General features: G+C 71.0%; 13 protein-coding genes. 8 read left to right on the top strand and 5 right to left on the bottom strand.

From position 1 onward, the window contains the following. Positions 1 to 63 precede the first annotated feature (63 nt). Positions 64 to 390, top strand: a complete 327-nt coding sequence (locus OG975_RS13895; RefSeq protein ID WP_406329421.1) for a nuclear transport factor 2 family protein — start codon at positions 64 to 66, stop codon at positions 388 to 390. Between the two features lie 85 nt (positions 391 to 475). Further along, complete coding sequence (locus OG975_RS13890; protein WP_406329419.1) at positions 476 to 1,468, top strand: aldo/keto reductase; 993 nt, start codon at positions 476 to 478, stop codon at positions 1,466 to 1,468. Between the two features lie 54 nt (positions 1,469 to 1,522). On the opposite strand, the gene OG975_RS13885 is transcribed toward OG975_RS13890, so the two are convergent. Further along, positions 1,523 to 2,290: an ABC transporter ATP-binding protein gene (locus tag OG975_RS13885; protein WP_406329418.1), complete on the bottom strand. Its 768-nt coding sequence runs from the start codon at positions 2,288 to 2,290 to the stop codon at positions 1,523 to 1,525. Positions 2,291 to 2,388: 98 nt separating this feature from the next. Further along, positions 2,389 to 3,864: an ABC transporter permease gene (locus tag OG975_RS13880; RefSeq protein ID WP_406329417.1), complete on the bottom strand. Its 1,476-nt coding sequence runs from the start codon at positions 3,862 to 3,864 to the stop codon at positions 2,389 to 2,391. 386 nt (positions 3,865 to 4,250) lie between these two features. Here OG975_RS13880 and OG975_RS13875 point away from each other — a divergent pair, with 386 nt between their 5' ends. Next, complete coding sequence (locus OG975_RS13875) at positions 4,251 to 5,468, top strand: D-alanyl-D-alanine carboxypeptidase family protein (RefSeq protein ID WP_406329416.1); 1,218 nt, start codon at positions 4,251 to 4,253, stop codon at positions 5,466 to 5,468. A 275-nt stretch (positions 5,469 to 5,743) separates the two neighbouring features. Here OG975_RS13875 and OG975_RS13870 read toward each other — a convergent pair whose 3' ends face one another. Together OG975_RS13870 and OG975_RS13865 are read right to left on the bottom strand one after the other, a co-directional pair. Then, entirely contained in the window at positions 5,744 to 6,511 is a 768-nt protein-coding gene (locus OG975_RS13870) for an SDR family oxidoreductase (protein WP_406329415.1), read from the bottom strand. Positions 6,512 to 6,588: 77 nt separating this feature from the next. Further along, the gene (locus OG975_RS13865) at positions 6,589 to 7,596 is read right to left on the bottom strand and encodes a Gfo/Idh/MocA family protein (RefSeq protein WP_406329414.1); all 1,008 of its coding nucleotides are present in this window, start codon (positions 7,594 to 7,596) and stop codon (positions 6,589 to 6,591) included. 85 nt (positions 7,597 to 7,681) lie between these two features. Between OG975_RS13865 and OG975_RS13860 the strand changes: the two genes are divergently transcribed. From OG975_RS13860 to OG975_RS13845, 4 genes are all read left to right on the top strand, one after another. Then, the gene (locus tag OG975_RS13860; RefSeq protein ID WP_406329413.1) at positions 7,682 to 9,043 is read left to right on the top strand and encodes a multidrug effflux MFS transporter; all 1,362 of its coding nucleotides are present in this window, start codon (positions 7,682 to 7,684) and stop codon (positions 9,041 to 9,043) included. Then, positions 8,989 to 10,170, top strand: coding sequence for a serine hydrolase domain-containing protein (locus OG975_RS13855; RefSeq protein ID WP_406329412.1), 1,182 nt, complete (start codon positions 8,989 to 8,991; stop codon positions 10,168 to 10,170). The genes OG975_RS13860 and OG975_RS13855 overlap by 55 nt, the downstream gene beginning before the upstream one ends. Positions 10,171 to 10,533: 363 nt before the next feature. Next, entirely contained in the window at positions 10,534 to 11,526 is a 993-nt protein-coding gene (locus OG975_RS13850) for a small ribosomal subunit Rsm22 family protein (RefSeq protein ID WP_406329411.1), read from the top strand. Between the two features lie 61 nt (positions 11,527 to 11,587). Beyond that, on the top strand, positions 11,588 to 12,208 hold the full coding sequence (locus tag OG975_RS13845) for a TetR/AcrR family transcriptional regulator (protein WP_406329410.1): 621 nt from the start codon (positions 11,588 to 11,590) through the stop codon (positions 12,206 to 12,208). Here the strand turns inward: OG975_RS13845 and OG975_RS13840 are convergent. Further along, a complete protein-coding gene (locus OG975_RS13840; RefSeq protein WP_406329409.1) occupies positions 12,195 to 13,070 on the bottom strand; it encodes a glycerophosphodiester phosphodiesterase in 876 nt (291 codons plus the stop codon). The two genes, OG975_RS13845 and OG975_RS13840, sit on opposite strands and share 14 nt — an antisense overlap. Before the next feature lie 174 nt (positions 13,071 to 13,244). On the opposite strand from OG975_RS13840, the gene OG975_RS13835 reads away from it, so the two are divergent. Then, a complete protein-coding gene (locus OG975_RS13835; RefSeq protein WP_406329408.1) occupies positions 13,245 to 13,973 on the top strand; it encodes a bifunctional DNA primase/polymerase in 729 nt (242 codons plus the stop codon). Positions 13,974 to 14,018 lie beyond the last annotated feature (45 nt).

Raw genomic sequence — 14,018 nt, 5'->3', positions numbered from 1 at the left:
CCCGACGCGCCCGCGCCGCCGTTCGGGTGGCGGGCGCCGGGGACCGGTGTGAGTCTGGCTCCCATGACGATTCAGGTAGCGAAACTCAGCGACCCGGCCGTCCGGGCCTTCGTCACCGCCGTGAACGCCCACGACCGTGCGGCCTTCCAGGCGCTGCTCGCGCCCGGCGCGACCATGTCCGACGACGGCTCCGGCCGGGACCTCGACGACTGGACCGACCGGGAGATCTTCTCCTCCCACGGCCATATGGACGTCGACAACGAGTCCAAGGGCGGCCGCGCGCTCATCGCCCACTACAGCAACGACACCTGGGGCGAGATGAAGACGAAGTGGAGCTTCACCGTCGACGACGGCGGAAAGATCACCCACTTCGAGACAGGCCAGGCGTAACGGTCAGCCAGCCAGTCGCACGTAACCCCCGTAACGCATCAGGGACTTGCCTTCGAGTGCGCTCCAACTCCTAACGTCTTGCGCCATGGAGAGAACCGAGCACAGGACACTGGGACGCAGCGGCATCGAGGTCAGCCCCCTGGGCTTCGGCTGCTGGGCCATCGGTGGTGAGTGGGCGACGCCCGACGGGCAGCCGCTGGGCTGGGGCAAGGTCGACGACGAGGAGTCCGTACGGGCGATCCGGCGCGCCCTCGATCTCGGCGTGACGTTCTTCGACACGGCGGACGCGTACGGCACCGGGCACAGCGAGCGCGTCCTCGCGCGCGCCCTCGGCAAGCGACGGGCCGACGTGGTCGTCGCCACCAAGTGGGGCAATGTGATCGACGAGGAGCGCCGGCTGCTCACCGGCAGCGACGACTCCCCGGCGTACGCCCGCCGCGCGCTGACCGCTTCACTGCGGCGTCTGGACACCGACTACGTCGACCTGTACCAGCTGCACCTCTCCGACGCCGACCCGGAGCGCGCCGCCCAACTGCGCGACACCTGCGAGGAGTTCGTGCGAGAGGGGCTCATCCGCGCGTACGCGTGGAGCACCGACGACCCCGAGCGCGCGGCAGTCTTCGCCGAGGGCGCGCGCTGTGCGGCCGTACAGCATCGTCTCAACATCCTTCAGGACGCACCCGAACTCCTCGCCGTCTGCGAGGAGTTGAACCTCGCGAGCATCAACCGCAGTCCGCTCGCCATGGGGTTGCTGACCGGGAAGCACACGGCGGGGCGGGCCCTCGAAGCCGGCGACATCCGCAGGAAGCCGCCACAGTGGCTGCCCGGCTTCACGGCCGACGGAGCCGCCGACCCGGACTGGCTGGCCAGGGTCGACGCCCTCAAGGAGATCCTCACCAGCGGCGGCCGTACGCTCGCGCAGGGCGCCCTCGCCTGGCTGTGGGCGCGCAGCCCCCGCACCGTCCCCATCCCGGGGTTCCGCTCGGTCGCCCAGGCCGAGGAGAACGCGGGCGCGATCGCCGAAGGGCCGCTCACCGCCGCGCAGTTGACCGAAGTCGACCACGTTCTCGGACGCTGAGCGGCCCTTGGACCGCGCACGGGCAGCAGCCGTCGTCATACGGCCGCCGGGTGATCAGTAGCCCTGACCGCCGTACGGCTGCTGCTGCGCGAACTGCTGCTGCTCGGGCTGCTGGGCGTACTGCTGAGGTGCCGCGCGGCGCGCGCCGCCCTGCTCCTTCAGCGTGATCTGCCCTGCCTTGATGGTCGCGAGGCGCGGCGCGCGACGGGCGATGGACGAGTCGTGGGTGACCATGATGAAGGTCAGCCCGTACTCGTGCCACAGCCCTTCGAGCAGAGCCATGATGTCGTCGCGGGTGCCCTCGTCGAGGTTGCCGGTCGGCTCGTCCGCGAGCAGCACCTTCGGCTTCTTGACCAGGGCGCGCGCGATGGCGACACGCTGCTGCTGGCCGCCGGACAGCTCCGACGGCGCATGGCCCAGGCGGTCGCCGAGACCGACCGAGGTCAGGGCCTCGGCGGCCCGCTCGCGCCGCTCCTTGGGCTTCACACCGAGCGGCACGAGGGCCGTCTCGACGTTCTCCTGGGCGGTCAGCGTCGGGATGAGGTTGAACGACTGGAAGATGATGCCGATCTTCTCGGCACGCAGCCGGGTCAGCTTGGCCTCGCTGATGGAAGCGAGGTCCACGCCGTCCAGCTCGACGCTGCCGGAGGTCGGGCGGTCCAGGCCGCCGATCATCTGGAGCAGCGTCGACTTGCCGCCGCCGGTGGGGCCCTGGATGACGAGCTGGTCGCCGTCCTCGATGGCGAGGTCGATGCCGCGCAGCGCCTCGACCGTCTCCTTGCCCCGTGTGTAGCGCTTGGTGACGCCGGTGAGCTTGTACATGAAGGTCTCCGAAGATGAAGAAGAGGAAGGGGGCGGGGCGCCGCGGCCCGGGGGGAGTGGACGCGGCGCCCCAGCTCAGGGGTGGTGCTCGAAGGGGACTAAGAGACGCTGCGCAGCGCGTCCGCGGGACGCATCCGGGAGGCGCGCCAGCCGCCCATCGCACCGGCGATCAGACCGCCCGCGATGGCCAGGCTCGCGGCGAGCGCGATGGTGGTCAGCGAGACCGGCGCGGAGAGCGCGATGTCGATGGTGTTCTTGGCCGCCGAAGCCGCCTGCTGGCCGGGACCGCCGCCACCGGGGCCGCCCATGCCGCCACCGCCGGTGCTGGTGGAACCGAGCTCCGCCGTCAGCTTCGGGCTGATCGCCGTCACCGTGTACGCGGCGCCGAGGCCGAGGGCGATGCCGAGCGCGCCGCCGAGCAGACCGTTCACCATGGACTCGCCGACGACCTGGCGGGTGACCTTGCGGGACGGCCAGCCGAGCGCCTTCAGCGTGCCGAACTCACGGACGCGACGGGAGACGGCGGAGGAGGTGAGCAGCGCCGCCACCAGGAACGCGGCGACGAGGACCGCGATGGACAGCCACTTGCCGACGCTGGTCGCCAGGTTCGAGGCGGTCGACAGCGAGCCGGAGACGGTGTCCGCGAGGTCGGCCGAGGTGGTGACCGTGGTACCCGAGATGTTCGCCTGGATCGTCTTCTTGACCGTGGAGATCTGCTTCGAGTCGGTCGCCTTGACGTAGATCGTGGTGACCTTGTTCTTCGAGTCACCCAGCGACTGCGCCTGCTTCAGCGGCAGGTAGACATCGGTGGTCGACTCGCTGCTGTCGGGCGTGGCGATACCGATGATCGTGTACTTGGTGCCGGAGATCTTGATGGTCTTGCCGACCGTCTTCTTGTTCTCCTTGGCGTACGACTTGCTGAGCACCGCGACCTTCGCGTTGGTCTGCGACGCCGTGAAGGTCTTGCCCGTGGAGATCTTCGAGGTGGCCAGCGGGCCGAGGTCCTGGTTGGTGACGTCGACGCCCGCGACGGAGTACGAGTTCACGTCGAAGGAGGCGCCACCGCCCTGCACCTGCGGGGCACCCGTGCTGCCGCTGCTCTGGCCGCCGGGGCCGCCCTGCTGCGTGCTGGAGGAACCCGTGGTGGACTTCGCCTTGCCCTGGGTGAAGGAGCCGTCGACCTTGGTGACGTTCAGGCTCAGCGCGCCCACCGCGCTCGCCACGCCCTTCTGCGCGGCGACCTTGGTGACGAGCGAGGACTTCAGGGACTGACCGCCCTGGGTCATCACGCGGTCCGAGCTCTGGGTGTCGCTGCTGTCGTTCGACTTGGCGTCGAAGTTGAACTTCGGCCGGCCGGAGGAGCTGCTCGTGGGTGCCGTCTGGGCCTTGGTGACCGTCATGTCGGTGCCGAGCCCGTACAGCGACTTCAGGACCTTGTCCTGAGCCTGCTGCATGCCGGCCGACACCGAGTTGACGGTGATGACCAGCGCGATACCGAGCGCCAGACCCATGGCGATCACCAGCGCCGCCTTCTTGCGCCGGCTCAGCTCACGCTTGAGATAGATGCCAAACATCCCGTTCCTCAAAGGTTCTTGGCGCCCGCTGTGGGCGCGGCCACAAGCTATGGAGAAACCTTTGAGCCGGGCTGAGTAAGAGATGTGTGAGGGCTGAGAAAGTGACGACCGAAATCAATATTCCGTAAGACAGCTGATTCCTAAGGTCTCTAGGGCGTACTGCCAGGAAACGCCTGTTGAGTGACTCCTCGGTAAAGAACAGCGGGCCCGCCCGGTACGCATCTCCCGGTGGGACGGTGGACGGTCGTAGGGGGCGGGCCCGCGCCTCTTGCACGCCCTGGGCGCGCCTTCACGCCGTGCCGCTTTACCGTGTCTTTGGACGCGGTGTTCCTTTCCTTTATCACCCCGCTGTACCGACCCACGGACGGGCTTTGTACGGTCCCGGGATGCGTGATTCTTCTCGGCTCTCCCGTCGTGCTGCTCTCGGCCTCGCCGCGGCCGTCCCGCTGGCCGCCGCCTCCCCTTCGTACGCCGCAGCCACCACGATCGGCGGTGAACGGCTCGGCCGCACCGGCGTCCAGGTGCGCGGAGCCTCGGGGCTGCCCAAGAGGCTCACCGCCCGCGCCTGGCTGGTCGCGGACCACGAGAGCGGCGAGGTGCTCGCCTCGTACAACGCGCACAAGCGCCTCGCGCCCGCGTCCACCCTGAAGATGCTGTTCGCGGACACCGTGCTGAAGAAGTTCGAGCAGACCGAGAAGCACAAGGTGACCGACGCCGACCTCGCCGGGATACCCGCGGGCTCCAGTCTCGTCGGCGTCAAGCCCGGCATCACGTACACCGTCGAGCAGCTGTGGCAGGGCGTCTTCCTGCGCTCCGGCAACGACGCGGTGCATGTGCTCAGCCATATGAACGGCGGCGTCGCCGAGACCGTCGCGCAGATGCAGGCCAAGGCCCAGGATCTGCAGGCCCTGGACACCCATGTGGTCAGCCCCGACGGCTTCGACCACAAGGGCCAGCTGTCGTCCGCGTACGACCTGACGCTCTTCGCCCGGCACGGCCTCGCCGACGCCGACTTCCGCGGCTACTGCTCGACGAAGACCGCCGACTTCCCGGCCGGCGGCAAGAAGACCTTCCAGATCCAGAACACCGACCGCCTGCTCACGGGCGCGTGGGGCGTGGAGACGTACGACGGTCTGATCGGAGTGAAGAACGGTTACACCAGCAACGCCGGCAACACCTTCACCGGGGCCGCGACCCGCGACGGACGGACCCTCCTCGTCACGGTGATGCACCCGAAGAGCGGCGGCAGCAGCGTCTATGAGGAGACGGCCCAGCTGCTCGACTGGGGTTTCAAGAACGCGGCCGAGGCCCAGCCGGTCGGCACGCTGGTCGATCCGCTCAGCGAGGGCGGCGCGAGCGCGACACCCACCCAGAAGGCGGGGAAGTCGGCGAAGGCGGCCGCGGGCGCTCCGGCCGCGGCGGCGGACGGTTCGTCGGGGGGGCCGGCCGGTGGGGCCGCGGGAGCCGCTCTGCTGCTCGCGGGCGGGGTATGGGCGCTGCGCAACCGCCGGCGCAAGGCGGCCGGGGGCAAGGTGGACGGTGCGGTGGAGGGCTCTGTGGACCACGTGGAGGACGACGTGGCGGACGGCCGCCACCGGCGCTGATTGCGGGGCAGCCGCTCCACGGTCCGGTGCACACCCCGCGGTCCCACGCGAGGTCCGCCCCCACCCGGGGCCGCGGAACGGCTGCCACCTCCCCCCTCGGTGTGGACCAGTGGCCGTACCGAAGTCTCGTGCTCCAAGTGTGAAGCTCTGATGGAGGAGATGTTGAGCATAAGCCCACTACCGGCCTATATGGTCCGGAGGTTCAGCTTCCGTTTGTGCAGGTTGAGTTGTTGACGAGTCGTTGACCAGCCGTTGACGACGTGGGTACGTCCGCCTCAGCCACGTCCCACGTACGGCATCGTCGTCGCCAGCACCGTCGCGAACTGCACATTCGCCTCCAGGGGCAGCTCCGCCATGTGCCGGACCGTGCGCGCCACATCGGCCACATCCATCACCGGCTCGATCGCCAGTTCGCCGTTCGCCTGGAGGGTTCCGGTTCGCATGCGCTCGGTCATGTCGGTGGCCGCGTTCCCGATGTCGATCTGACCGCAGGCGATCCGGTACGGACGCCCGTCCAGGGACAGCGACTTGGTCAGCCCGGTCAGCGCGTGCTTCGTGGCCGTGTACGCGATCGACTGCGGGCGCGGGGTGTGCGCCGAGATCGAGCCGTTGTTGATGATCCGGCCGCCCTGCGGGTCCTGCTCCTTCATCTGCCGGTACGCCGCCTGCGCGCACAGGAACGCGCCGTTGAGGTTGGTGTCCACGACGTGCCGCCATGCCTCGTACGGCAGCTCTTCGAGCGGGACGCCGCCCGGGCCGAACGTACCGGCGTTGTTGAAGAGCAGGTCGAGCCGCCCGAAGTGATCGTGTACGGCCGCGAACAGGGCGGCCACGTCGTCCGGCCGTGAGACGTCCGTGCGTACGGCGATCGAGGGCCCCTCGGACACGAGAGCCGCCGTCTCCTCCAGCGTCTCGGTCCTGCGTCCGGCCAGCGCCACCGACCAGCCGGTGCGCAGCAGTTCGGCGGCCACGGCACGGCCGATGCCGGAGCCCGCTCCGGTCACGACCGCGATCTTCGTCTGCTTGGGATGCATGGCGTTCATGGGGCCGCAGCGTAGACGGGCATACGTACGTCCATGAGCACCACGTCCGGCAGGGTGCGGCGGCGTCCCGGATGGCGTCAGCCGGTCTCGCCGGGGTAGCGGACGCCGATGCGGTCCCGTATCGCGTCGAGTGTCCGCATCACGGCGAGGCTGCCGTCGAGGGGGACGACCGGGGACTCGGTCTCGCCGGCGCGCAGGGCACGCATCACCTCGGCGGCTTCGTGCTTGAGGCTGTTGCGCGCGCCGGACGCCGGGTCGGCCGTGAAGGTCTCGGGGTCGCGGCCGTCACGGTGCAGGACGAAGTGGTCCGGGAAGAAGAAGCCGTCGGGGAGGTCGATACGGCCCTGGGAGCCGGTGACGGATGCGGCGACGGGGGTGCCGCCGTTGATGGAGCAGTGCACCGAAGCGAGAGCGCCGCTCTCCCAGGAGAGCAGTGCTCCCGTCTGGAGATCGACGCCCTCGTCGGAGAGCACTGCTCTCGCGGTGATGTCCGAGGGCTCCCCGAGGAGCAGCTGCGCGAACGACACCGGGTAGACGCCGAGATCGAGCAGCGCGCCGCCGCCCTGCGCGGGGTCCCGCAGCCGGTGCGAGGGCGGGAAGGGACCGGCCAGTCCGAAGTCGGCCTGCACCGTGCGCACTTCACCGATCACACCGTCGTCGACGAGCGACTTCAGCCGCCGGACCAGCGGATTGCAGTACATCCACATGGCCTCCATCAGGAACCGGTCGTACCGCTTCGCGAGCGCCACCAGCTCCTCGGCCTCCCGCGCGTTCAGCGTGAACGCCTTCTCGCACAGCACATGGCGCCCGGCCTCAAGACACATCCCGGCCGCCGCCCGGTGCGCCGAGTGCGGGGTGGCGACGTACACGATGTCGACGTCCGCGTCCTCGGCCAGCGACGCCCAGTCCCCGTACGCCCTCGGTATTCCGAACCGCTCCGCGAACGCCTTCGCCGAGGTGTCCGTGCGCGAGGCGACGGCCACGACCTCCGCGTCCGGCATGTCCACCAGATCCGCCGTGAACGCCGCGGCGATCCCGCCGGTCGCCAGAATGCCCCACCGTACGCGTTCGCGTTCGCCCGCCATCGTCGCCCGCCCTTGCTCTGTGACCCCGAACACTCCGTTCGAACTGAGAGCATAGGTGGCGGATTACTCGGAGAGGGAGGGGCACATGCGGGACCAGGACGGCCCGGAAGGACACATACCGAACACGGCGGCCGCCGACACCACGTCGCTGGTCGCCGACCCGGCATCGCCCGCCACCCCGGCGCAGGCGGCCCCCGCCGGGACCCCCGACGCCGGCGCCCTCCGCCGCACCGGACTCCTCGTCACCCTGATCCTCGGCGGGCTCACCGCCACGCCCCCGCTGGCGATGGACATGTACCTCCCGTCGCTGCCGGAGGTCACGAGGTCGCTGCACGCCCCGGCCACGACCGTGCAGCTCACGCTCACCGCCTGCCTCGCGGGGATGGCGCTCGGACAGCTCGTGGTCGGACCGATGAGCGACCGGTGGGGCCGCAAGCGCCCGCTGCTCGCCGGCCTCGCCGTCTACGTCGTCGCCACCGTGCTGTGCGCCCTCGCACCCAACGTCGAACTCCTCGTCGCCTTCCGGCTGGCGCAGGGCCTCGCGGGCGCGGCCGGGATCGTGATCGCCCGGGCCGTCGTCCGCGATCTGTACGACGGCATGGCGATGGCCCGCTTCTTCTCCACCCTCATGCTGATCTCCGGCGTCGCCCCGATCGTCGCGCCGCTCATCGGCGGGCAGATCCTGCGCTTCACCGACTGGCGTGGCGTGTTCGTGGTCCTCACGGCGGTCGGCATCGCGCTGACGGCCGTCGTCTGGTTCCGGCTCCCCGAGACCCTCGCGCCCGGCGAACGGCACAGCGGCGGCGTCGGCGAGGCGCTGCACGCGATGCGCGGACTGCTCGCCGACCGGGTCTTCGCCGGGTACATGCTCACGGGCGGCTTCGCGTTCGCCGCGCTGTTCGCGTACATCTCGGCGTCCCCGTTCGTGGTGCAGGAGATCTACGGAGCCTCGCCCCAGACGTTCAGCCTGCTCTTCGGCCTCAACTCCGTCGGCCTGGTGATCGTCGGCCAGATCAACGGCAAGATCCTGGTCGGCCGGGTCAGCCTCGACAAGGTCCTCGCCACCGGTCTCGCGGCCATCGCCGTCGCCGCGACCGCGCTGCTGCTGATGTCCTCCGGCGTCTTCGGCGAGGCCGGCCTGGTCCCGGTGGCCGCCGCGCTGTTCGTGCTGATGTCCGCGATGGGCATCGCCCTGCCCAACACACAGGCGCTCGCCCTCATGCGCGTCCGGCACGCCGCCGGCTCCGCCTCCGCGCTGCTGGGCACCTCCTCCTTCCTCATCGGCGCGATCGCCTCGCCCCTCGTCGGCATCGCCGGGGAGCACACCGCCGTCCCGATGGCCGTCGTCCAACTGGCCGCAGTACTGGTGGCCATCGCCTGCTTCGTGGGACTGTGCCGTCCCTGGCAGACGCGACGCACACCGGACGGAAAGGCGGCGGACAGCTGAGCGCACCGAGACTGCGCGTCGACACACCCGAACGGGCCGGGCTCGACCCCGGAGAACTGCGTCAGCTCGTACGAGAGGTACGCGCCCTCACGCGCGGGGCGACCCCCTGGGCGGCGGGCGTGGTACTGGTCGCGGGGCGCGGCCCGGTGATCGCCGTCGAGGAGGCGGCGGGGTGGGCGGTGCGGTACGCGTCCTACGACGAGGCGGTGGACAAGGGCGTCGAACTCCCGCCGGGGGCACGGGTTCCCATGACCGTCCACACGCCCTTCGACCTGGCCTCCCTCACCAAGCTGTTCACGGCGGTCACCGCGGTGCAGCAGCTGGAGCGCGGCACGCTGGGCATCGACGCGCGGGTCGGCGCGTATCTTCCGGAGTTCCGCGCGGCCGCCGCGTACGACATCACCGTACGACAGCTGCTCACCCACACCTCCGGGCTGCGCCCCGAACTCCCGCTGTACGACTGCCCGGACGACGCGGCGCGGCTCATGATGCTCCGGGCCGAGCCCCCGACGTCCGAACCGGGCGAGTACGTGTACTCCGACCTCAACCCACTCCTCCTCCAGTACGTGCTGGAGCGCGTCACCGGGCGCGCGCTCGACGTCCTCGTCCGGGACGGCATCACGCGGCCGCTCGGCATGACGGCCACCGGGTTCGGGCCCTGCCCGGGCGCGGCGGCTACGGAGGACCAACGGCGGCCGTGGGCCAAGGTGGACCGGGGGATGCTGCGGGGCGTGGTCCACGACGAGAACGCGTGGGCACTCGGCGGAGTGGCGGGCCACGCGGGCCTCTTCTCCACCGCCCGCGACCTGGCGATCTTCTGCCGCACCCTCCTGGCCGGCGGCTCCTACGGCCCCGCCCGCATCCTCGGCCCCGACTTCGTCGAACTCCTCCTCACCCCACCCGGCCTCGGCTTCGCCCTCGACCAGCCCTGGTTCATGGGGGCGCTCGCGGGGCGCGGTGCGGCGGGGCACACGGGCTTCACGGGTACGTCGCTGGTCCTCGACCCGGCCACGGACACGTTCCTGGTGCTCCTCGCCAACACCGTCCACCCCAGACGCCGCCCCGCGGACAGCGAGCCGCGGGCTGCTGCCGGGACGCGACTGGCCAGGGCGGTACGGGGCGCCTGACCCCCGGGTTTCTCGCCCCCGCCGCCCCTACCCGTCCCATCCTTCTGGGGCTCCTCCCCAGACCCCGTTCGGTTGTGTGTCGGGTGCGGGTGGGTGGGGGCTGGTCGCGCAGTTCCCCGCGCCCCTGACGGCTCGGGGCTGCGCCCCATCGCCCCCGGCCCGCCCCCGGTCTTTTGTCTTTTAGGGGCGCGGGGAACTGCGCGATCAGCCCCCACCGGCCCGCAGACGACTTTCAGGGGCGCGGGGAACGGCGCAATCTTTGAGGGGGGTCTGGGGGCGCAGCCCCCAGGGATGGGACGGGTAGGGGCGGCGGGGGCGAAACCGTTTGGAACCCGGGGGTCGCGGCGACCGTAGAATCGCCGGGTGAACGCCCCCCTACCCCCCGCCGACACCCTGCGCACCGCCCTCGCGGGCCTCCTCGACGGCCTCCCCCCAAAGGCGGCCACGCAGGCGGTCGACCGGCTGATCGCCAACTACCGGGGCACCACCCCGACCCACACCCCGATCCTCCGCGACCGCTCGGACGTGGTGGCGTACGCGGCCTACCGGATGCCCGCGACGTTCGAGGCGGTCCGCGCGGCGCTGGACGCGTTCGCGGACGCGGTCCCGGGGTGGACGCCGGCGAGCCACGTGGACGTCGGCGGCGGCACGGGCGCGGCCACCTGGGCGGTGAACGCGACGTGGGAGGGTGCCCGCCCGGTGACGGTGCTCGACTGGGCCGAGCCCGCGCTCGCGCTGGGCCGGGAGATCGCCGCGGCGAACCCGGAGCTGAAGGGCGCCGAGTGGCACCGCTCTCGTATCGGATCAGCGCTCACCATCGAGAGCACTGATCTCGTGACCGTGTCGTACGTCCTCGGTGAGCTGACCGAGGCCGACCGCGGCTCCGTGGTGGACGCCGCCGCGGCCGCCGCCCAGGCCGTCGTGATCATCGAGCCGGGCACCCCCGACGGCTACGCCCGCGTCATCGAGGCCCGCGACCGCCTGATCCGCGCCGGGTTCCATGTCGCCGCGCCCTGCCCGCACAGCGCGGCCTGCCCCATCGTCCCCGGCGAGGACTGGTGCCACTTCTCCGCCCGGGTCGCCCGTTCCTCGCTGCACCGCCAGGTCAAGGGCGGCTCCCTGCCGTACGAGGACGAGAAGTTCAGCTACGTCGCCGCCACCCGCTTCCCGCCCACCCCGGCCCCCTCCCGCGTCGTACGCAAGCCGCAGATCCGCAAGGGCCAGGTGCTCCTCGACCTGTGCGAGCCGGACGAGGCCCTGCGCCGGGAGACGGTGACGAAGCGTCACGGACCGCTGTACAGGGCGGCCCGTGACGCGGAGTGGGGCGACGCCTGGCCGCCGGCCGTGGAGGACTAGAGGACCAGTGGGGGCGGACAGGACGAGACGATCCGTATCGTTGCCCTGGTAGGTTCGGGTCATGGCCCAGAAGCCCAAGACCAGCCCCGATTCCACCCGCCGCAGCGAGAAGTCGCGTCGGGCGATCCACGCCGCCGCCCTCGAACTCGTCGGCGAGGTCGGCTACCCCAAGACCACGATCGAGGGCATCGCGGCCCGCGCCGGAGTCGGCAAGCAGACGATCTACCGCTGGTGGTCGTCGAAGGCGGACGTGCTGCTCGACGCCTTCATGGACCTGGGTGAGCAGGCCGCGCAGGCGGCGGGGCAGAAGCCGTACGAGATCCCGGACACGGGTGATCTGGCCGCCGACCTCAAACTGGTCCTGCGCGCCACCGTGGACGAGCTGCTGGAGCCCAGGTTCGACGCCCCCGCGCGCGCCCTGGCCGCCGAGGGCGTGGTCGACGAACGGCTCGGCGCCGAGTTCGTGACCAAGCTCCTGGAACCCCAACTCCAGCTGTATGTACGGCGGCTGCGCTCGGCGCAGGACAAGGGCGCCGTACGCCAGGACATCGACCCCCGCATCGCCCTGGAGCTGTTCGTCTCCCCGCTCGCCCAGCGCTGGCTCCAGCGCACGGGTCCGATCTCGTACGAATACACCGACACCGTCGTCGAGTACGCCCTCTACGGCCTCACTCCCCGCTGAGAGGACTGCTGGGGGGTCCGCTGGCAGCCCTCCGCTTCGACGTCTTCCACAACCTGCCCGGCGCGTCCGTGATGACGCCGTCGCAGCCCAGCGCGAGCACCCGGTCGCGCTGGGCCGGAGTGACCACGGTGTGCGCCCACACCCGCGGGATCCCGGATCTCACCGCCCGTACGAGATCGGTGTCACGTGCCTTGTGGTCGACGTCGAGGAGGTCGACGAACGACGACCAGCGCTCGGGGCGGTCAGTGCGCAGCTGGGCCGCCGAACGCCACAACTGGCTGATCAGGCCCAGGCGGTGGGCGCGCCGGGCCACCTCCGGGTCGTTGGAGTTCACGAACACCGACCGGGTCAGTCCGCGGGCGCGGAGCATCGCGGCGAGCGTGTCCAGGCTGTCGGGGTCCTTGGCCTCCAGCATCAGCACGATCCGCCCGCCGAAGCGGTCCAGCACCTCGGCGACGGTCGGCGGCCGCTCCGCGCGCCAGCTGCCGGGGAGTGAATCCCTGGGGTGCAGCCGCACGCCCTGCCACTCCCGGAGATCCAGATCCCGCACCGCGCCGCCCGCGTAGGTCGTGCGGTTCAGCGTCGCGTCGTGCATGACCACCACGGTCCCGTCGCGCAGCATCCGGGTGTCGAGGTCGAGCACCTGCGCCGTACCGCGCTCGTACGCCGCCATCAGTCCCGACATGCTGTTCTCCGGGACTTCCCGGGCGCCGCCGCGGTGGGCGACATGGACGACGCGGGGGAGCGCGTCCACCGTCAGCGGGCCCGCGCCCCACTCCAGCGGGGCCGGGATGGAGCCGGGTCCCGTCAGGGTCAGCGAGGCGAGGCCGGCGAGACCAATGAGTGCAGTCCTGGTGACCATGGCGACCACGGTAGGCGGAGAAATCATATGAAAGTGGGTAATGACACTCGATCCGGGCCGGGGTGAGGCATAGCCCCACCTACCCCGGATGTGGGCTCTGGCCACCCGGGGCGCAGGATGGTGGGACCATAGGGCAGGACGTGGGCACAACGGCGAGGCGAGGCGAGGGGATAGATGAGCGCAGAGTTCGGTCGCCGCTCCGGCACGCAGGGCAGGATCTCCCAGTGGCTGCGGGGACGCCGCCCGAAGGAGACCGCGGACGATGGCGGGCGTGAGACCCTGCTGCTCGCCGCTGCCGCCGCGGGGCTGCCGCTCGCGCAGGCCGCGTACCCCTCCGGCTACCGGTGTTCCTGTGACCGCGTCGGCTGTCCCACCCCCGCGCGCCACCCCGTCTCCTTCGCCTGGCAGACGCAGTCCACCACCGACCGCGCGCAGATCGAGCGCTGGGCCCGGCATCAGCCGAAGGCCAACTTCATCACCGCGACCGGCATGACGCACGACGTCCTCGACGTGCCGCTCGACGCCGGGCGCGAGGCGCTGGAGCGGCTGCTGGCTTCCGGTATCGAGGTGGGGCCCGTCGCGGAGTCGGGCGGTGACCGGATGCTCTTCTTCACGGCCACGCGGGGTACGCCCGAGGACGAGGACGAGTGGTGGCCGTGCGAACTGGACTGCCATCCCGAGACGATGGACGAGCATCCGGGGCTGCGGTGGCACTGCCGTGGGTCGTACGTGCTTGTCCCGCCGGCGCGGTTGCCCGGTGATCTGACGGTCGATTGGGTACGGGGGCCGGAGTACACCCTGCCGGACCCGCTCACCCTCCTGGAGATCCTCACCGACGCGTGCGCCCGTTACGCGGGCGAGAACGAGTCGGACCAGCTGGCTGCCTGGCCGCACCGGGGCTGAACCCCGAGGCTGAACTCCGAGGCTGTGCCCCAAGGGCGGGGCACA

It is taken from the genome of Streptomyces sp. NBC_00203 (genome assembly GCF_045206325.1).
Taxonomy (GTDB): Bacteria; Actinomycetota; Actinomycetes; order Streptomycetales; family Streptomycetaceae; genus Streptomyces; species Streptomyces lutosisoli.
Note: the sequence above shows the minus strand (reverse complement) of the source record. Positions and strands in the feature narration are given on the sequence as shown.